At 72.0% G+C, this 18,330-nt stretch carries 17 protein-coding genes and 2 pseudogenes; 15 read left to right on the top strand and 4 right to left on the bottom strand.

Going from position 1 to position 18,330, the window contains the following annotated elements:
* Positions 1-43: 43 nt before the first annotated feature.
* Positions 44-1,123: a DMT family transporter gene (locus tag J7E97_RS02830; protein ID WP_215021839.1), complete on the bottom strand. Its 1,080-nt coding sequence runs from the start codon at positions 1,121-1,123 to the stop codon at positions 44-46.
* Between J7E97_RS02830 and J7E97_RS02825 the strand changes: the two genes are divergently transcribed.
* The 5 genes from J7E97_RS02825 (at position 1,122) to J7E97_RS02805 (ending at position 5,257) form a co-directional block, all read left to right on the top strand.
* Positions 1,122-2,576 carry a PLP-dependent aminotransferase family protein gene (locus J7E97_RS02825; protein WP_215021835.1) on the top strand — a complete coding sequence of 485 codons (1,455 nt, stop codon included), beginning with the start codon at positions 1,122-1,124 and terminating at the stop codon, positions 2,574-2,576. The genes J7E97_RS02830 and J7E97_RS02825 overlap by 2 nt on opposite strands.
* Positions 2,577-2,607: 31 nt before the next feature.
* On the top strand, positions 2,608-3,183 hold the full coding sequence (locus tag J7E97_RS02820; protein ID WP_215021832.1) for a histidine phosphatase family protein: 576 nt from the start codon (positions 2,608-2,610) through the stop codon (positions 3,181-3,183).
* Between the two features lie 179 nt (positions 3,184-3,362).
* Positions 3,363-4,034, top strand: a complete 672-nt coding sequence (locus J7E97_RS02815) for a GNAT family N-acetyltransferase (protein WP_251053691.1) — start codon at positions 3,363-3,365, stop codon at positions 4,032-4,034.
* Positions 4,035-4,243: 209 nt separating this feature from the next.
* A complete protein-coding gene (locus J7E97_RS02810; RefSeq protein WP_215021829.1) occupies positions 4,244-4,669 on the top strand; it encodes a hypothetical protein in 426 nt (141 codons plus the stop codon).
* 285 nt (positions 4,670-4,954) lie between these two features.
* Positions 4,955-5,257, top strand: coding sequence for a hypothetical protein (locus J7E97_RS02805; protein ID WP_215021826.1), 303 nt, complete (start codon positions 4,955-4,957; stop codon positions 5,255-5,257).
* Between the two features lie 25 nt (positions 5,258-5,282).
* On the opposite strand, the gene J7E97_RS02800 is transcribed toward J7E97_RS02805, so the two are convergent.
* A complete protein-coding gene (locus tag J7E97_RS02800) occupies positions 5,283-6,062 on the bottom strand; it encodes a LysR substrate-binding domain-containing protein (protein ID WP_215021823.1) in 780 nt (259 codons plus the stop codon).
* Between the two features lie 58 nt (positions 6,063-6,120).
* Between J7E97_RS02800 and J7E97_RS02795 the strand changes: the two genes are divergently transcribed.
* Complete coding sequence (locus J7E97_RS02795) at positions 6,121-6,534, top strand: DUF5997 family protein (RefSeq protein WP_215021820.1); 414 nt, start codon at positions 6,121-6,123, stop codon at positions 6,532-6,534.
* A gap of 543 nt (positions 6,535-7,077) precedes the next feature.
* On the opposite strand, the gene J7E97_RS02790 is transcribed toward J7E97_RS02795, so the two are convergent.
* Positions 7,078-8,100 (bottom strand): LacI family DNA-binding transcriptional regulator, encoded by a 1,023-nt coding sequence (locus tag J7E97_RS02790; protein ID WP_215021817.1) that lies wholly within the window; start codon positions 8,098-8,100, stop codon positions 7,078-7,080.
* 372 nt (positions 8,101-8,472) lie between these two features.
* Here J7E97_RS02790 and J7E97_RS02785 point away from each other — a divergent pair, with 372 nt between their 5' ends.
* From J7E97_RS02785 to J7E97_RS02775, 3 genes and pseudogenes are all read left to right on the top strand, one after another.
* The gene (locus J7E97_RS02785; protein WP_374224104.1) at positions 8,473-11,064 is read left to right on the top strand and encodes a glycoside hydrolase family 9 protein; all 2,592 of its coding nucleotides are present in this window, start codon (positions 8,473-8,475) and stop codon (positions 11,062-11,064) included.
* 51 nt (positions 11,065-11,115) lie between these two features.
* On the top strand, positions 11,116-12,507 hold the full coding sequence (locus J7E97_RS02780; protein ID WP_215021814.1) for a cellulase family glycosylhydrolase: 1,392 nt from the start codon (positions 11,116-11,118) through the stop codon (positions 12,505-12,507).
* 132 nt (positions 12,508-12,639) lie between these two features.
* Positions 12,640-12,900 (top strand): annotated as a pseudogene (locus tag J7E97_RS02775) (leucine zipper domain-containing protein); the annotation flags it as partial.
* Here the strand turns inward: J7E97_RS02775 and J7E97_RS35480 are convergent.
* Positions 12,879-12,980, bottom strand: a pseudogene (locus J7E97_RS35480) (DUF6086 family protein); the annotation flags it as partial. The pseudogenes J7E97_RS02775 and J7E97_RS35480 sit on opposite strands and share 22 nt — an antisense overlap.
* Before the next feature lie 285 nt (positions 12,981-13,265).
* Here J7E97_RS35480 and J7E97_RS02770 point away from each other — a divergent pair.
* The 6 genes from J7E97_RS02770 to J7E97_RS02745 all read left to right on the top strand — a co-directional run bounded on the left by J7E97_RS02770 (position 13,266) and on the right by J7E97_RS02745 (position 18,327).
* On the top strand, positions 13,266-13,631 hold the full coding sequence (locus J7E97_RS02770; protein ID WP_215021811.1) for a hypothetical protein: 366 nt from the start codon (positions 13,266-13,268) through the stop codon (positions 13,629-13,631).
* A 20-nt stretch (positions 13,632-13,651) separates the two neighbouring features.
* A complete protein-coding gene (locus tag J7E97_RS02765) occupies positions 13,652-13,801 on the top strand; it encodes a hypothetical protein (protein ID WP_215021808.1) in 150 nt (49 codons plus the stop codon).
* Positions 13,802-14,037: 236 nt separating this feature from the next.
* Positions 14,038-15,066, top strand: a complete 1,029-nt coding sequence (argC, locus tag J7E97_RS02760; RefSeq protein ID WP_215021806.1) for an N-acetyl-gamma-glutamyl-phosphate reductase — start codon at positions 14,038-14,040, stop codon at positions 15,064-15,066.
* A complete protein-coding gene (gene argJ, locus J7E97_RS02755; RefSeq protein WP_215021803.1) occupies positions 15,063-16,220 on the top strand; it encodes a bifunctional glutamate N-acetyltransferase/amino-acid acetyltransferase ArgJ in 1,158 nt (385 codons plus the stop codon). The genes argC and argJ overlap by 4 nt, the downstream gene beginning before the upstream one ends.
* Entirely contained in the window at positions 16,217-17,125 is a 909-nt protein-coding gene (gene argB, locus J7E97_RS02750; protein ID WP_215021801.1) for an acetylglutamate kinase, read from the top strand. Before argJ ends, argB begins: the two co-directional genes overlap by 4 nt.
* Positions 17,122-18,327: an acetylornithine transaminase gene (locus J7E97_RS02745; RefSeq protein ID WP_215021798.1), complete on the top strand. Its 1,206-nt coding sequence runs from the start codon at positions 17,122-17,124 to the stop codon at positions 18,325-18,327. The genes argB and J7E97_RS02745 overlap by 4 nt, the downstream gene beginning before the upstream one ends.
* Positions 18,328-18,330 lie beyond the last annotated feature (3 nt).

The following is an 18,330-nucleotide window of genomic DNA, read 5'->3' as shown; positions in this document are numbered from 1 at the left end:
GTGGCAGTCCGATCCGGTGCTAGCAGTTTAGGTCGTTCCGGCACTATTTGACCCGTTGGGTCACGGCGATGCAGACGAGTACCGCGCAGGCGGCGACGGGTGCGGCGGGGGAGATGTGCTCGCCGAGCAGGACCGCCGCCCACCCCAGGGTCAGCAGCGGCTGCGCGAGCTGGAGCTGGCTCGCGCGGGCCGCGCCGATCTCGGCCATGCCCCGGTACCAGACGTACAGGCCGAGGAACGAGGAGCCGGCCGCCACCCACACCAGTCCGGCCAGTCCCTGAACGGTGACGTGGGCCGGTTCGTGCGCGAGCCCGAGCAGCGAGCCGGCCAGGCCGATCGGCAGGCACAGCACCAGAGCCCAGGCGATCACCCGCCAGCCGGGCATCACCCGGGCCAGGCGGCCGCCCTCGGTGTACCCGGCCGCGCACACCAGGAGCGCGGCGAAGAGGAAGGCGTCGCCGGCCGAGAGGGAGCCGCCGCTCTGCGCCAGCGTGAAGCCGAGGACGATGACCGCTCCCGCGACGGCCGCGGCCCAGAACCGCCGCGACGGCCGGGCCCCGGTGCGCAGCGAGGACACCACCGCGGTGGTCAGCGGCAGCAGGCCGACCACCACGGCGGCGTGCGAGGTGGTGGAGGTCTGCAGCGCGAGGGTGGTGAGCAGCGGGAAGCCGACCACCACGCCGCCCGCGACGACCACGAGGCCCGCCCAGTGCGCGCGGTCGGGGAGCGGGACGCGCAGGGCCAGCAGGAAGCCGCCGGCGACCAGGCCCGCGAGCAGGCAGCGCAGGCCGAACAGGGACCAGGGGCCGAAGCTCTCCAGGCCCCAGGCGGTGCCGGGAAAGGTCAGCGAGAAGGCGATGACGCCGGCCGAGGCGAGGACGGTGCCTCCACCGAACCGGCGGGTGCGTGCGCGGAGCGCGGATCCGCGGGCGGTGGCCTGGGCCGCATCCGGGGCCGGGGTCTGAGCCGGAGCCTGGGCCGGGGCCTGGACCGAAGCCGGGGCCTGGGCCTGGGCCTGGACCGAAGCCGGGGCCGGAGCGGGAGCCCGGTCCTGAGACGGGCCCTGGGCCGAGCCGCGAACCGCTATCGCGGCAGGGGGGATAGCGCTACTCTTTGCTCTCATGTACGAGCGTAGCAGCGTGGCTGAACTGGCAGAATCCCTCAGGCCCGAGCTGAGCCGCTATCCGGTGGGTGGAAAGCTCCCGTCCAGCCGGGCTCTCGTCGAGCGCTTCCGCGTCAGCCCCGTCACCGTCTCCCGGGCCCTCGCCCAGCTCGCCGCCGAAGGCCTGGTGACCACCCGCCCCGGAGCCGGCGTCTTCCGGGCGCAGCCCCGTACCCCCGCGCCCGAGCCCGGAGACACCTCGTGGCAGGCCGTCGCCCTGAGCGCCGAAGGCGCGGGCGACGTGGTCCCGCGCTCGGTCGACGCCTCCGGCGTGCTCGTCACCCTCACCCCGCCGCCGACCGGGGTCATCGAGCTCAACGGCGGCTACATGCACCCCACGCTCCAGCCCGAGCGGGCCATGGCCGCGGCCCTCGCCCGCGCCGGGCGCCGGCCCGGCGCGTGGGGACGGCCGCCCGTGGAGGGGCTGGCGGAGCTGAGGGACTGGTTCGCGCGGGAGATCGGCGGGCCGGGCGGCACCGTCGGGGCCGCGGACGTCCTGGTCACCGCCGGCGGGCAGAGCGCCCTCACCACCGCCCTGCGGGCCCTCGCCCCGCCCGGGGCGCCGATCCTCGTCGAATCCCCGACCTACCCGGGGCTGCTGGCCATCGCCCGCGCCGCCGGATGCCGGCCCGTGCCCGTCCCCGTGGACGAGGACGGGGTCCGGCCGGACCTGCTGGCCGCCGCCTTCGAAGCGACCGGGGCGCGGGTGTTCGTATGCCAGCCGCTGTTCCAGAACCCGACCGGGGCGGTGCTGTCCGACGCGCGGCGCGGCGAGGTGCTGCGGATCGCGCGCGCCGCCGGGGCCTTCGTGGTGGAGGACGACTACGCGCGGGCCCTGGCCCACGAGGACGCCGGACCGCTGCCCGCGACCCTCGCCGCCCAGGACACCGACGGGGTCGTCGTGCACGTGCGGTCGCTGACCAAGGTCACCTCGCCCAGCCTGCGGGTGGGCGCGCTGACCGCCCGGGGCCCCGTGCGGGACCGGCTGCGCGCCATCCAGGTCGTGGACAGCTTCTTCGTGCCGCGGCCGCTCCAGGAGACCGCCCTGGAACTGGTCGGCGCGCCCTCCTGGCCGCGCCACCTCAGGGCCGTCGCCGCCGAGCTGCGCCACCGGCGGGACGTCCTGGCGGGTGCGCTGCGGCGCGAGCTGCCGGAGCTGGAGGTGCCCCCCGCGCCACGCGGCGGCAACCTCTTGTGGGTCAGGCCCGGCGGGGGCCTCGACGACACGGCCTTCGCCGCGGCCGCGCTGCGCGCCGGGGTGCAGGTCGCGCCGGGCCGGCCGTTCTTCTGCGCGGAACCGCCGGCCGCGTACGTCCGGCTGAGTTTCGCCGGGGTGGCCGGTACGGGCGAGCTCACCGAGGCGGTGCGGCGGATGCGGTCGGGCATCGGCGGCGGGGTTCGCACAGAGGCTTGACCCCGTGCGACACGCGGCTCACCATCGCCGCATGCATGTTCGGGTTTCGCTAGTCGCAGCAGCCCGTAGTACCCCGCTGCTCGCCGAGCGCTTCGACGACGACCGCCCCATCGACGTGGACGGCTGGCGCGCGGTGGAGTCCGCCGCGCGCGGGCTCGTACCGCTGGGCTCGGCCGACCTGCGCTACTGCTCGCCGACCACCCGCAGCCGGGCCACCGGCGCGGCCCTCGGGTACGCGCCGCTCGCGCAACCCGCGCTGCGCGAGTGCGACATGGGCCGCTGGCGCGGGCTGACCCTGGGGGAGGTGGCCGCGAGGGAGCCCGCTGCCCTGGACCTCTGGCTCGCCGACCCGCGCGCCGCGCCGCACGGCGGGGAATCCCTGCTCGCCTTCATCGCCCGGATCGGCGGCTGGCTCGACACCCGGCCGGCGGACGACGGGGGAGCGATCCTGGCGGTGGCGGAGCCCTCGGTGGTCAGGGCGGCGCTCGTGTACGCGTTGAACGCGCCGCCGACGACCTACTGGAACGTGGACGTGCGGCCCTTGTCCACGGTCACTCTGGCGGGCTGGCCGAGGCACTGGCACCTGTCCCTCCAGGCCCCCGCCTAAACCCGGTTGAGGGGCGGCCGGGCCGCACATAGCCTGCGAGCATGAACGGTGCGAGCGGTGCGAGCGCACCCGGTGGTGTGGGTGGCCCCGGTGGTGTGGGCGGTGCGAGCGGTGTGGACGTCGGCATCCGGATCACCACGCTCGCGGAGCGGCCCGAGCTGACCGATGCGCTCTGGGGCATGGCGGATTCGTGGCCCGAGTTCGCCACGCAGGACGCACTCGCCTGGCTGCTGTACCCGCGCATGGTGGCCGAACTCCCGGAGTACGTCTTCGTCGCGACCGACGGAGCCACCGGCGAGGTCGTCGCCAAGGCGTTCAGTGTGCCGTTCGCCCTCCACGCGCCCGGCCGTGACGGGCAGTTGCCGGCGCAGGGCTGGGACCGGGTCCTGATGTGGGCCTTCTCGGACCTGCGGCGCGGGGTGGCCCCCGACACGGTCAGCGCCATCGAGATCAGCGTCCGGCCGGACCGGCAGGGCGAGGGGCTGTCGGGGCGGATGCTCGCCGCACTGCGCGAGACGGCCCGCGCGCGCGGTTTCCACGAGGTCGTGGCCCCGGTCCGGCCCAGCGGAAAGCCGGCCGAGCCGGACGCCTCGATCCACGAGTACGCGTACCGCACCCGCGAGGACGGCCTCCCGCACGACCCGTGGCTACGGGTCCACGTGCGGGCGGGCGCCACCATCGACTCGGTGGCCCCGCTGTCGATGACGATCACCGGCTCCGTGGCGCAGTGGCGCGAGTGGACCGGCCTCCCCTTCGACACCGCGGGGCCGGTCCACGTGCCGGGAGCCCTGTCCCCGGTCCGCTGCGAACCGGAACAGGGATACGCGGTCTACGTGGAGCCGAACGTCTGAGTCCGGCACCCGCTGGGGTAGCGGACCCGCCGGGGCCTGCCCCGCTTCGCCGGCCCGGCCGCGGGGGCCGTGGCGAGCGTGGGCCGCGGCGGGGTGGGGGGTGTGTGACGGACGCAATGCCCGCCCGGCGCCGCTCGTGCGGACGAATGCCGCTATGTTGAACGCGTTCAACACGCTGGGTTCGAGGGCAAAGGTCAGGGGCGACGGCCATGGCGCACATCGCGGCGACGCAGGTACGGGCCGTCCACCCGTGGCAGAACAAGATCGCGCTGACCGCGGTCCTCCTGCCGGCGGCCCCCGCGCTGCTGATGCTCCGAGAGGGGGGCATGCTGTTCCCGCTCCTCGGTGGCTTCACCCTGCTGGCCGCGGCCCCGCTGGCCTTCCGCCGGAGCCGGCCGGCCTTCGCGGCGGCCTGCGGGACCACCGGGCTCCTCCTGCTGGTGTCCTCCGTCCTCGGGGTCTACCTCGGCCTCTTCATCTTCCTCCCCTCGGCCCTGCTCCTGCCGCTCGCGGCCTTCGCCGACCCGCGCCGCCACCGGCTCGCCGCCTCGGCCCTGTCGGGCCTCGCGTGCCTGGTGGCGACGGTGGCGGGACTGCTCTTCGGGTGCATGGTGGTGGGTGCGCTCGCGGGGTGAACGTGGGGCTCGCCGAACCACGGTGGACCACACATCAGCGGGGATCACGGGGATCACGGGGATCACCCGGGGGTCGGCGGGGATCACGGGGACCAGAGGGGATCGGGCGCGAGGCGTCGTAGCCGGAGCCGCCCACGTCCGAGGCGGCGACCCAGTCGATGCGCGCCACGATGGTGGAGCCAGGGCGGGAACCGGAGCCGCGATCGCGGCGCTGTCCAGCAGGCCGGTCAGGACCTCGCCGGGCCGGGGGTCCTTCAGGGCGTTGAAGACCTCGATGGCGCAGAGTTGCCCGAAGGCGCCCATGCCGGGTACGGCCGCGATCAGCTGGTCCAGGACGCGCGGGCCGAGCCGGATCAGCGCGTGCTGCGCCTCCTCGGCCTCTCCGGCCGCATCCGTGTCCAGCTCCCGGACGCGAGCGGCTATCTCGGCATCACGGTCCACCACGGCGCTAGTGCCGCGTCAGGCAACGTTCGCCCCGTCGCGGCGTCCGGCACGCACTCTCGCCGCACCGGCCGAAAGCCCAAGTGCGTCCAGTACGAGGGCTTCCGGCCGGCACGCCGAGAGCACGCACCGGACGCCGCTCCTTGACGGGCAAACGTTGCCTGACGCGGCACTAGCGGCCGCGGGGCTTGCCGCGCTTGCCGGTGGACTTGGGGGTGGCCTTGCCGCCCTTGGGGGCGCCGCCGCGCGGGTTCTTGGCCGTCGGCTTGCCGCCCGAGCGGGGGGCCGGCTTGCGCTGCGGCTTCGCCTTCTTCGGCTCGGGCTCGGGCTGGGTACGGCCGCGGCCGCGCGAGCTGTTGACGGTCCGCCCGCGCACGATCCCGATGAACTCCTCCACCAGGTCCGGGGTGGTCTCCTCCTCCGGCCACGACAGCGCGATGCGCGAGGCCGGGGCGTCCACGAGGGTCCGGTACGTGAGGTCCTTGCGGTGGTGCAGCCGCGCGAGGGACTGCGGCACGGCCAGGACGCCGATGCCCGCCGCCACCAGTTCGATCGCGTCGGCCGTCGTCTCGGGGCGCTGTAGCGCGGGCTTGCCCGGCAGCTGCTCCCAGTCGAGGGTGTCGTCGAGCGGGTGGAGCACGATCTCGTCGGCCAGATCCGCGACCGACACCTCTTCGGCCGCCGCCACGAGGTGGTCCTTCGGGATCACGACGACCGTGGTCTCGGTGTAGAGCGGGATCGCGCTGAGGTCCGTACGGTCGATCGGGAGCCGGACGAAACCGGCGTCCGCGCCGCCGCCGCGCAGCAGGGCGGGCGCCTCGGCGGGGTCGACCGGGACGAGGGTCAGCGGGACGTCGGGCAGCCGCTCCTTCCAGACCCGCACCCACTTGGTGGGCGTCACCCCGGGGACGTAAGCGAGCTTGAACGACGGGGGAGTCTGGGAGTCTGTCACCCGGCCAGATTACCGGCCGTGGTCGGAGGGGGCGCACACGCTCTATACCCTTGACACCATGACGTCGCAGCAGAACGCCCAGACCATGAAGCCCGCGACCGCGGCGAAGAAGCTGGGTGTGTACCTAGAGGCCACCCCCGCAGAGTTCCAGGAGGGTGTCGTCTCGCGCACCGAGCTGGCCGCCCTCCAGGCCGAGCCGCCCCAGTGGCTGCAGGACCTCCGGAACAACGGCCCGCACCCCCGTCCGGTCGTCGCGGCGAAGCTCGGGATCTCCATCTCCGGCCTGGCGCGCGGCGGGGTCACCGAGGCGCTCACCACCGAGCAGATCGAGGCCCTGAAGGCGGAGATGCCGGAGTGGCTCGAGAAGGAGCGCGCCACCCAGGCCGATGTCCGCAAGGAGAGCGTCCGCATCAAGCAGATGCAGGCCGAGAAGGCGAACAAGGCCGAGAAGCCGGAGAAGAACGAGAAGTAGACGCGTTCCCCGACCTCGCGCTCCGGCAGCGGACGGCTGCCGGTGTGGCTTCGGTCACGGTGAGACGCTGTCGCGCGGGGTGATCGAGGACCTGGTACGCCTGCGGCCGCGCCCGGGACGCTGCCCGAAGGGCCGGTCTCGAGGCCGCTGACGCCCGGGCCCGGAGGCAGGGCGGCGCCGATTCCCGCACGATGCGGAAACCGGCGCTGCTTCCGTCAGCGGCAGCGGCTCCCGGGTGAGGCAGCTGATCGAGCCGGCCGGAAAGTCGTTGCCGCCCTTGGTGCCCGCCCCGGGCGTCCACTTCACGGCCCAGCCATCGCGCGCCGTCGTGCCGTGGTTCATGACCTCGGCAGAAACCCTGAAGCCGCCGCTCCAGGGATCCAAGTCGTCCCAGCCCAGTTCGGTGCCGGGCGAGTAGCCGGGCTTGGACGGAAGGAAGAGGGAGCGCCCACCTCGGCCCATATTTGGGAGCGCTCCCAAATCCGGGGCCGGCCCGGCAACGGCCCGGCTGTCACGGCGGTCGGCGTGGCGTGCGAAGACAGCTCAGGCCGACTCGCGCACCACCAGTCGCGTCCGCAGGATCACATGGCGCCAGGCCACCTCCGGCTGCTCCATTTCCTCCAGCAGCAGTCGCACCATGGTGCGGCCGATCTCCTTCATCGGCTGGCGGACGGTCGTCAGCGGCGGTTCCGTCTGCTCGGCCAGCTCGAAGTCGTCGAAGCCGACCACCGCCACGTCCTGCGGCACCCGGCGCCCCGCCGCATGCAGGGCGGCCAGCGCCCCGGCGGCCATGCTGTCCGAGGCGGCGAAGACGCCGTCGATCTCCGGGTGCCGCTCGATGAGTCCGGCCATCGCCCGCTGCCCGCTGGTCTCGGTGAAGTCGCCCTGTACGACCAGGGACGGCAGCTCGTCGAGCCCGGCGTCACTCAGCGCTTCCCGGTAACCGCGCAGCCTGCACTGGGCGACGTACATCTCGGGCGGGCCCGTGATCGCGGCGATGGTCTTCCGCCCGCCGCCCACCAGATGGCCGACCGCGGCCCGCGCACCGCCCACGTTGTCCGCGTCCACGTAGGTCACCCGCTCGTCGGCCGAGCGCCTGCCCAGCAGCACCGTGGGCAGCCCGGCGTCGGCGAGCATGTCCGGCAACCGGTCCTCGGCCCGCACGGACATCAACAGCGCCCCGTCGACCCGGCCGCCGCGCAGGTACTCCACGAGCCGCTGTCGCTCGGCGTCCGTGCGGACGAGCGTGAGCAGCAGCTGCACGCCCGCCTCGCTCAGGGCATCCCCGACCGCCCCCACGATCTCCGAGAAGAACGGCTCTCCGAACAGCCGCCAGTCCGTCTTCGGCATCACCAGCGCGACGGCGCCCGCGCGCCGCCCGGCCAGTGAACGCGCGGCCAGATTGGGCACGTAGCCCAGTTCATCGATGGCGCGCTGCACGGCGTGGCGTGTGGACGCCTTGACGCCCGACGCGTCGTTGATCACCCGGGAGACCGTGCCCCGCCCCACTCCGGCAAGGGCGGCCACTTCCTCCAGCGTCGGTGTGCCGGAACTTCGCTTCAGCATGTTCCACCCCCAAGAACACCCGATCCTACGGCCCGACGGGGGCTGGACCGCAGGTCCCGACGGACCGCCAGGGACCCCGTACGCGCGGAGAGTCGCCGTGTTCGATCCGGACGCGGCCACCCGTCGCGGGCGGTGCCCCGTGAACACCACGGCGGCGGCGAATCCTGTCCAACGGCTTGACGGCGCGTCTCGCGCCCCCGAGATTGGGAGCGCTCCCACCGCCGTTCCGCCCCACCGGACACAACGCGCCGGTGCTCCAGTCACTGCGCGCCTTTCCCCTCCCGTAAGGACTTCAGTGTGCCGCGACAACAGCCCCTCTCTCCCCGCCTGTCCCGTACCCACCGCCGACCGGGCCGCTCCGGACGGGTAAGCCTGTTACTGGGCGCGGCTGCCACAGCCGGGCTGCTGGCCGGCAGCCTCGTCGTACCCGCCAGTGCCGCCGTACCCGCCGACGATGCCCGCGAGGTCATCGTCAACGGGGACTTCTCCGCGGGCACCGCCCCCTGGTGGGCGACGGCCAACAGCCCCGTCGCGGTCTCGGACGGGCGCCTGTGCGCCGACGTCCCCGCAGGCACGGCGAATGCCTGGGACGCCATCGTCGGGCAGAACGGGCTCGCCCTCACCGCGGGCGAGGGATACACCTTGAGCTACACGGCGACGTCCACCGTGCCGGTCACCATTCGCGCCAACGTGCAGATGGCGACCGAACCCTGGAGCACGGAACTCTCCACCACGCAGCCGGTCGGGGCGACCGCCGAACGCGTCACCGAGACCTTCACGGCCGGAGCCGGCCACGAGGCCGCTCAACTCGCCTTCCAGATCGGCGGCAGCGCCGAGGCGCTCACCTTCTGCGTCGATGACGTGTCGCTGCGCGGCGGGACCGCGCCACCGCCGTACGAACCGGACACCGGATCGCCGGTCCGGGTCAACCAGGTCGGATACCTCACCCACGGCCCCAAGGGCGGCACCTTCGTCACCGACGAGACCGGGCCGCTGCCCTGGACGCTCGACTCGGCCGACGGGACGCGCCGGGCCGGCGGCACCACCACTCCGGCGGGCGTGGACACTGCCTCGCGGCAGAACGTCCACACCTTCGACTTCAGCGCGGTCACGACGCCGGGGGATGGCTACACCGTCACGGTCGCCGGGGAGAAGAGCGAGCCGTTCGCCATCGGCGACGACCTGTACGCGTCGCTGCGCACCGACGCGCTCGCGTACTTCTACCACAACCGCAGCGGTATCGAGATCGACGCGGACATCGTGGGGGAGCGGTACGCGCGGCCGGCCGGCCACGTGGGTGTGAGCCCCAACCAGGGCGACAACGACGTGCCCTGCCAGCCAGGTGTCTGCGACTACCGCCTCGACGCGGCAGGGGGCTGGTACGACGCCGGCGACCACGGCAAGTACGTCGTCAACGGCGGTATAGCCGTCGGCCAGCTGATGTCCACGTTCGAACGGACCCTGTACGAGGAGACCGCCGACGCCGGGCCGCTCGGTGACGGTGAACTCCGGCTCCCCGAACACGGCAACGCCACTCCCGACATCCTCGACGAGGCCCGCTGGGAGCTGGAGTTCCTGATGCGGATGCAGGTGCCCGCAGGGAAGCCGCTGGCCGGTATGGCCCACCACAAGCTGCACGACAAGGAATGGACGGGACTGCCGACCCGGCCGGACCGTGACCCCCAGCCCCGGGAACTGCATCCGCCGACCACGGCGGCCACCCTCAACCTGGCGGCCACCGCGGCCCAGTGCGCCCGCCTCTTCCAGGTCTACGACGCGGACTTCGCCGCGCGGTGCCGGTCGGCCGCGCGAGCGGCGTGGACGGCGGCCAAGGCCCACCCGGACGTTCTCGCCGATCCCGAGGACGGCACCGGCGGTGGCACCTACGCCGACAGCGACGTGCGTGACGAGTTCTACTGGGCGGCGGCGGAGCTCTTCCTCACCACCGGCGAGGACGCGTACCGCCAGGAAGTCCTGGGCTCTGCGCTGCACGGTGACACCGACGCGGTCTTCCCGCGCGGCGGCATGTCATGGGGGGCGGTCGCCGGGCTCGGCGCCCTGGACCTCGCGACCGTGCCGAGCAGGCTGTCCGGCGACCAACTCACGACGGTGCGGGGCATGGTGACCGAAGCCGCCGACGGTTACGCGGCCGACTCGGCAGGGACCGCGTACGGCGTTCCGTACGCGCCCGGTGACGGGCACTACGCATGGGGGTCGAACAGCCAGGTCGCCAACAGCATGGTCGTCCTCGGCTCGGCGCACGACCTGACCGGTCGAACCGTCTACCGTGACGCCGTACTGCGCGGACTGGACTACCTGCTGGGCCGTAACGCACTGAACCAGTCCTACGTCACCGGATACGGCGAGCGGGACTCGCAGAACCAGCACCACCGTTTCTGGTCCCACCAGCTCGACCCCGCTCTGCCGAACCCCGCACCAGGATCCCTGGCCGGCGGTCCGAACGACGGCATTCAGGACCCGGTCGCGCAGGCCAAACTGCAGGGCTGCGCACCGTCGATGTGCTACATCGACGACATCGGGTCCTGGGCCACGAACGAGATCACCATCAACTGGAACGCCCCGCTCGCGTGGGTCGCGTCCTACGTGGACGACCTGGGGAGCGGTGCGGCCGGGAAGGCGCAGTGCGAGGTCACCTACACCTCGCAGCGCTGGGGCGGCGGTTTCACCACCCAGGTCGTGGTGAAGAACACCGGCGCTTCGGTCATCACACCCTGGAAGCTCGACTGGACGTTCGCCGACCAGCAGCGGGTGACCGACCAGTGGGGCGCCGACGTCCGGCAGAGCGGCCCCCGGATCACTGCCGAGGCGCTGAGCTGGAACAGCAAGCTGGCGCCCGGCGGCACCGTGCAGTTCGGCTTCAACGGCCGGTCCGCCGGCCTCGTGAACGATCCGAAGGTCTTCAGATTGAACGACCGGGTCTGCGGGATGCCGGCACGGCGATGAGTGGTCGGCCCTGAGACGGGCCCGTCCCCACTTCGTACGAGGAGGAACACCGTGAAACGCTTTTTGGCTCTACTGGCGACCTGCGCGACGGCGGCCCTGGGTCTCACGGCCCTGACCGTCCCCGAGGCGGTGGCCGCCGCCGGCTGCAAGGTCGACTACACCGTCACCAGCCAGTGGCAGGGCGGCTTCCAGGCCGGGGTCAAGGTCACCAACCTGGGCGATGCCGTCACCGGGTGGACGTTGAGGTTCAGCCTGCCGGATGCGGGGCAGAAACTGGGCCAGGGCTGGAACGCCAATTGGTCGCAATCCGGCTCCACAGTCAGCGCGGTGAACCTCGACTGGAACCGCACGCTGGCCACCGGCGCCGTCGCCGATCTGGGGCTCACCGCCACCTTCACGGGCGCCAACCCCAAACCGACGGCGTTCACGCTCAACGGCGTCGCCTGCACCGGCTCCACCGTCGAGCCCACACCCACTCCTACTCCTACTCCGTCGCCGGGTACCGGCACTCCCGTGAGCATCAACGGGCAGCTCCACGTCTGCGGTGTGAACCTGTGCAACCGGTACAACCGGCCCATCCAGCTGCGGGGGATGAGCACTCACGGCATTCAGTGGTTCGCCAAGTGCTACGACACCGCCTCCCTGGACGCGCTGGCCAAGGGCTGGAACTCGGACCTGCTGCGCATCGCCATGTACGTGCAGGAGAGCGGCTATGAGACCGACCCGGCGGGCTTCACCAGCCGGGTGAACAGCCTCGTCGACATGGCCGAGGCGCGTGGCATGTACGCGTTGATCGACTTCCACACCCTGACGCCGGGCGACCCGAACTACAACCTCGAGCGCGCGAAGACGTTCTTCGCGTCCGTCGCGGCCCGCAACGCCGACAAGAAGAACGTGATCTACGAGATAGCCAATGAGCCCAACGGTGTGAGCTGGACGGCCATCAAGAACTACGCCGAGCAGGTCATCCCGGTGATCCGGGCCGCCGACCCGGACGCCGTCGTCATCGTCGGCACTCGCGGCTGGTCCTCCCTCGGCGTCTCGGACGGCTCCAACGAGAGCGAGGTCGTCAACAATCCCGTCAAGGCCACCAACATCATGTACACGTTCCACTTCTACGCCGAGAGCCACAAGGACACCTACCGCGCCGCGGTGAGCCGGGCGGCCTCCCAACTGCCGCTCTTCGTCACCGAGTTCGGAACGGTGAGCGCCACAGGCGGGGGAGCGATGGACCGGGCGAGCGCCACGGCCTGGCTGGACCTGCTCGATCAGCTGAAAATCGGCTACGCGAACTGGACCTATTCCGACGCCCCCGAAAGCAGTGCGGTGTTCAAGCCCGGCACCTGCAACGGCAGCGACTACAGCAGCAGCGGCGTGCTGACCGAATCGGGGGCGCTGATCAAAAGCCGGATCAGCACTCCCGACAACTTCCCCACCAGCTGACCCGGGCCTAGGTGTTCTGTCCTGGGAGGTTGTGGACGGGTGATGCAGGTCTCGGCTGAGGGATCTTGAACGGGTGAGGGCCTTCCGGGTTCGGTGTGGATTGCGACGTCTACACCGACCAGAAAGGCCCTCGTGTCCCACCGTAATGCACCCCTGACCGAGACCGGACGCCTGCGCCTGGCGCGCTGCGTGGTCGTGGACGGCTGGCCGCTGCGCCGGGCCGCCGAACGCTTCCAGGTCTCACCCACCACCGCCCAGCGGTGGGCCGCCCGCTACCGCGCCATGGGCGAGGCCGGCATGGCCGACCGGTCCTCCCGCCCGCACCGCAGCCCCCGGCGGACGGCGACCCGCACCGAACGCCGCTGTGCCCGGTCCACTTTGATCCCGGCGCGCTCTGCAAGAACCAGCACGGTCGCAGTGAAACGTTCGGAGAGCGCGAGCCAGATAGCGTGGCTCGTTCTTCGGTGCCGCGAAGAAGGTGATCCATGGGGGCTATTCGCGGCCCGACCGCGACCGGCCGCCGCGGTTGCGGTACTCCGCTGCCGTACCGCCTCACGCCTCGTGAAGAATGGCCGCGACGACTGAGGCTTGAACGTGTTCAAACTCTGTGCCAGAGTGCGGAAGGCGTTCTTGAGCTCATCGGTCGCGCACGCGGCCTGCGGAACCCGCTAGGGGTGGGTGTGTTGCGTTCCTGTCGTACTGCGCTGATCTTGCTCGCCATAGCTCTCGCCTTGACGGCCTGCGGCAGGCTCACCGTCATGCCGCCGCCCGAAGGCGAGCCGGTCGTTCTGAAGCCGGCCGAGCTTGCGACCACGTGGACCGATGCCGACGGTGGCACCCTCACGCTGAAGCCGGACGGGACGTTCATCGCCGATAGAGTCTGCATCGCCCACCGCTGGGACGAGGGTTTGACCGGGTCCGGAACAGGCATCTGGGCGCAAGACTCCAACAAGAAGCAAACCTTCGTAGGTGTGACCTTCGACGCCGCTCACCCCGAAACGGGTGAGCGGAAGCCCGACTCCTACGACGCCTTGAGGCGCGGCAAGGTCCTGAAGCTCTGGGTCGCCGTCGGCGATCCGGACAACGATTATCCGAACTGCGTCCTGACCAGCCCGGCGAGTTGACCCGGTTGCCGGGCGGGGTGATGGTGGATGACAGCGAGAGCGAGGCGCCTTGGACCGCGTTCGTGCGTCCGCGTGTGGCGGCGGTGGGCGCCCAGCCGCTGACCGCGCAGGCCGGCGATGTGGAGCCGGCGATCCCGAAGATCCGGGCGGGGATACTGCTCCACTGCTGATCAACCGTGCCCAGACCGTAAGCGGAGCCTGAGGGCGTAGCGGGGACGGCGTCCAGGCAGCCTTCCGCTTCGGCCCGGAGCGCTGAGGCAAGACTGCCGCAGGCCGCGACGTCCGGGTGCAGGACCGCAGGATCAGGAAGGGTGGGCACGTCCACACGCCGCCCTCAACCCCCCGATATGGCTTTGCATAAACGTGCGGTAGTACGTATAGTCATGCCATCGAGGAGGAGGGTCCGATGGTGGTACGTGTAGCGGTGGCCGGTGCGAGCGGGTATGCGGGCGGGGAAGTGCTGCGCCTGCTGCTGGCCCACCCCGAGGTCGAGATCGGCGCGCTGACCGGGAACTCCAACGCCGGGCAGCTGCTCGGCTCCCTCCAGCCGCACCTCGTGCCGCTGGCCGGGCGCACGCTGGAGGCGACCACGCCCGAGGTGCTCGCCGGGCACGACGTCGTATTTCTGGCCCTGCCCCACGGGCAGTCCGCCGCCGTCGCCGCGCAGCTCGGCGAGGACGTGCTCGTCGTCGACATGGGCGCCGACCACCGGCTCAAGGACTCCGCCGACTGGGACAAGTTCTACGGCGCCCCGCACGCCGGGACCTGGCCCTACGGCCTGCCCGAGCTGCCGGGAGCCCGCGTCGCGCTGGCGGGATCCAAGCGCATCGCCGTGCCCGGCTGCTATCCGACCGCCGTCTCGCTCGCGCTCTTCCCGGCCTACGCCGCGCAGCTCGCCGAGCCCGAGGCCGTGATCGTCGCGGCCACCGGCACCTCCGGCGCCGGCAAGGCGCTCAAGCCGCACCTGCTCGGCTCCGAGGTCATGGGCTCCATGAGCCCCTACGGGGTCGGCGGCGGCCACCGCCACACGCCCGAGATGGTGCAGAACCTCAGCCCCGTCGCCGGAACGCCGGTCTCCGTGTCGTTCACGCCGATGCTGGCGCCCATGCCCCGCGGCATCCTCGCCACCTGTTCGGCCAAGGCGCTGCCCGGCACCACGGCCGACGCGGTGCGCGCCGCCTACGAGAAGGCGTACGCGGACGAGCCCTTCGTGCACCTGCTGCCCGAGGGGCAGTGGCCGGCGACGGCGTCCGTCTACGGTTCCAACGCCGTTCAGATCCAGGTCGCGTACGACGAGGCCGCGCAGCGGATCATCGCGATCAGCGCCATCGACAACCTCACGAAGGGCACCGCCGGCGGCGCGGTCCAGAGCATGAACATCGCCCTCGGCCTCCACGAGGGCCTGGGTCTTTCCACGATCGGAGTCGCACCGTGACGGTCACGGCAGCACAGGGATTCAGCGCGGCGGGCATCGCCGCCGGAATCAAGACGAACGGCAACCCGGACCTCGCCCTCGTCGTCAACAACGGCCCGCGCCAGGCCGCCGCGGGAGTCTTCACCTCCAACCGTGTCAAGGCCGCGCCCGTCCACTGGTCCGAGCAGGTCCTGCGCGGCGCCGTCGTCAGCGCCGTGGTCCTGAACTCCGGCGGGGCCAACGCCTGTACGGGCCCCAAGGGCTTCCAGGACACGCACGCCACCGCCGAGAAGGTCGCCGAGGCCCTGGGCGGGGACTTCAACGCCGGTGAGATCGCCGTCGCGTCCACCGGCCTGATCGGCGTCCTGCTCCCCATGGACAAGCTGCTCCCCGGCATCGACGCGGCGGTCGCCGCGCTCGACGCCGACGGCGGCGAGGACGCCGCCATCGCGATCAAGACCACCGACACCGTGCACAAGACGGCCAGCGTCAGCCAGGACGGCTGGACCGTCGGCGGCATGGCCAAGGGCGCGGGCATGCTCGCCCCGGGCCTGGCCACGATGCTCGTGGTCCTCACGACCGACGCCGACCTGGACAGCGCCACCCTCGACAAGGCGCTGCGCTCCGCGACCCGCACCACCTTCGACCGGGTCGACTCCGACGGCTGCATGTCCACCAACGACACGGTGCTGCTGCTGGCCTCGGGCGCGTCCGGCCGGGTGCCGGCGTACGAGGCGTTCGCCGAAGCCGTGCGCGCGGTCTGCGACGACCTGGCCCGCCAGCTGATCGGCGACGCCGAGGGCGCCAGCAAGGACATCCGCATCGAGGTGGTCGGCGCGGCCACCGAGGAGGACGCGGTGGAGGTCGGCCGGTCCATCGCCCGCAACAACCTGCTCAAGTGCGCCATCCACGGCGAGGACCCGAACTGGGGCCGCGTCCTGTCGGCGATCGGCACCACGAAGGCCGCCTTCGACCCGGACCGGCTGAACGTCGCGATCAACGACGTCTGGGTGTGCAAGAACGGCTCGGTCGGCGAGGACCGCGACCTGGTGAGCATGAAGGACCGCGAGGTCCGCATCACCGCCGACCTGGCCACCGGCTCGGAGTCGGCGGTCATCTGGGCCAACGACCTCACCGCCGAGTACGTCCACGAGAACAGCGCGTACTCCTCATGAGCACCGCCCGGAAGCACACCGCGCTGCCGAAGGCGGAGATCCTCATCGAGGCCCTGCCCTGGCTGACCCGCCACAACGGCAAGGTCGTCGTGATCAAGTTCGGCGGCAACGCCATGATCGACGAGGACCTGAAGGCGGCCTTCGCCCAGGACGTGGTCTTCCTGCGCCAGGCGGGCCTCAAGCCGGTCGTCGTGCACGGCGGCGGTCCGCAGATCAGCGCCCAGCTGGACCGGCAGGGTCTGGTCAGCGAGTTCAAGGCGGGCCTGCGCGTCACCACGCCCGAGGCGATGGACGTCGTACGGATGGTCCTGGCGGGGCAGGTCCAGCGCGAGCTGGTCGGGCTTCTCAACCAGCACGGGCCCCTCGCCGTCGGCATGACGGGCGAGGACGCCCACACGATCACCGCCACCAAGCACACCCCGGAGATCGACGGCGAGCTCGTCGACATCGGGCGCGTGGGCGAGATCACCGCCATCGACACCGGCGCGATCGAAGCGCTGCTGGCGGACGGCCGGATCCCGGTCATCTCCTCCATCGCGCGCAGCGCCGACGACCACCACGTGTACAACGTGAACGCCGATACGGCCGCCGCGGCGCTCGCCGCCGCGCTCGGCGCCGAGACGCTGATGGTCCTCACCGACGTAGAGGGCCTCTACGCGGACTGGCCGAACAGCGACGAGGTCATCAGCCGGCTCACCGTCAGCGAGCTGGAGAAGCTGCTGCCCGAGCTGTCCAGCGGCATGGTCCCGAAGATGGAGGGCTGCCTGCACGCCGTGCGCAACGGCGTCACCACCGCCCGGGTCATCGACGGGCGGGTCCAGCACTCGATCCTGCTGGAGATCTTCACCGACGAGGGAATCGGCACGATGGTCGTGCTCGACGAGCAGCAAGGGGGAGCGCAGTGAGCGGCAGCACCGGCAACCGGGAGTTCGGCGACCGCTGGAAGGCGGCGCTCACCGACAACTACGGCACCCCCGCGCTGGCCCTCGTACGCGGCGCCGGCGCCCAGGTCTGGGACGCGGACGGCAAGCAGTACACCGACTTCGTCGGCGGCATCGCGGTCAACGCCCTCGGCCACGCCCACCCGGCGATCGTCGAGGCCGTGACCGCGCAGGTCTCCACCCTCGGCCACGTCTCCAACCTCTACGCCTCCGAGCCGGTCATCGCACTCGGCGAGCGGCTGCTCCAGCTCTTCGGCCGCCCCGGGAAGATCTTCTTCTGCAATTCCGGCGCCGAGGCCGTCGAAGCCGCCTTCAAGATCGGCCGGCTGACCGGGCGGACCCACATGGTCGCCACGGACGGCGGCTTCCACGGCCGGACCATGGGCGCCCTCGCGCTCACCGGCCAGCCCAAGAAGCAGGACCCCTTCCTGCCCCTGCCCGGAGACGTCACGCACGTCCCGTACGGCGATGTGGAGGCCCTGCGGGCCGCCGTCACCGAGGAGACCGCGCTCGTGGTCATCGAGCCGATCCAGGGCGAGAACGGCGTGGTCGTGCCGCCCGCCGGATACCTGACGGCCGCCCGCGAGATCACCCGGGCCACCGGCACCCTGCTCGTCCTCGACGAGGTCCAGACCGGCATCGGCCGGTGCGGCCAGTGGTTCGAGCACCAGGCCCACGAGGGCGTCGAGCCCGACCTCGTCACACTCGCCAAGGGCCTCGGCGGCGGCCTGCCGATCGGCGCACTGGCCGCCTTCGGCCCCGCGGCCGACCTGCTCCGGCCCGGCCAGCACGGCACCACCTTCGGCGGCAACCCCGTCGCGTGCGCCGCCGGCCTCGCCGTCATCGAGACCATCACCGCCGAGGGGCTCCTCGACCAGGTCAAGGCACGCGGCGAGCGGCTGCGCGGCGGAATCGAGGGTTCCGGGCACGGGCTGGTCTCCCACGTCCGCGGCGCCGGTCTGCTGCTGGGTATCGTGCTGACCGAGCCCCTCGCACCCCAGGTGCAGCAGGCGGCTCAGGACGCCGGCTTCCTGGTCAACGCGCCCGCCCCCGACGTCGTACGGCTGATGCCCCCCTACGTACTGTCCGAGGCCGAGGTGGACGCGTTCCTCCGGGCCCTGCCCGGCATCCTCGACGCAGCCAGCGGGGACCGATCCGGAGAATGAGAC

Origin of the sequence: Streptomyces sp. ISL-66, assembly GCF_018614135.1 — a bacterium.
Lineage (GTDB): Bacteria > Actinomycetota > Actinomycetes > Streptomycetales > Streptomycetaceae > Streptomyces.
The sequence above is the reverse complement of the archived record's forward strand: the minus strand, read 5'-3'. Positions and strand labels throughout refer to the sequence as shown.

Bases quoted from the DNA above. Each gene is read 5' to 3' on its own strand.
- J7E97_RS02825 (WP_215021835.1), top strand. From the start codon at position 1,122: ATGTACGAGCGTAGCAGCGTGGCTGAACTGGCAGAATCCCTCAGGCCC.
- J7E97_RS02830 (WP_215021839.1), bottom strand. From the start codon at position 1,123: ATGAGAGCAAAGAGTAGCGCTATCCCCCCTGCCGCGATAGCGGTTCGC.
- J7E97_RS02820 (WP_215021832.1), top strand. From the start codon at position 2,608: ATGCATGTTCGGGTTTCGCTAGTCGCAGCAGCCCGTAGTACCCCGCTG.
- J7E97_RS02815 (WP_251053691.1), top strand. From the start codon at position 3,363: ATGGCGGATTCGTGGCCCGAGTTCGCCACGCAGGACGCACTCGCCTGG.
- J7E97_RS02810 (WP_215021829.1), top strand. From the start codon at position 4,244: ATGGCGCACATCGCGGCGACGCAGGTACGGGCCGTCCACCCGTGGCAG.
- J7E97_RS02795 (WP_215021820.1), top strand. From the start codon at position 6,121: ATGACGTCGCAGCAGAACGCCCAGACCATGAAGCCCGCGACCGCGGCG.
- J7E97_RS02790 (WP_215021817.1), bottom strand. From the start codon at position 8,100: ATGCTGAAGCGAAGTTCCGGCACACCGACGCTGGAGGAAGTGGCCGCC.
- J7E97_RS02770 (WP_215021811.1), top strand. From the start codon at position 13,266: ATGCCGCCGCCCGAAGGCGAGCCGGTCGTTCTGAAGCCGGCCGAGCTT.
- J7E97_RS02765 (WP_215021808.1), top strand. From the start codon at position 13,652: ATGGTGGATGACAGCGAGAGCGAGGCGCCTTGGACCGCGTTCGTGCGT.
- argC (WP_215021806.1), top strand. From the start codon at position 14,038: ATGGTGGTACGTGTAGCGGTGGCCGGTGCGAGCGGGTATGCGGGCGGG.
- argB (WP_215021801.1), top strand. From the start codon at position 16,217: ATGAGCACCGCCCGGAAGCACACCGCGCTGCCGAAGGCGGAGATCCTC.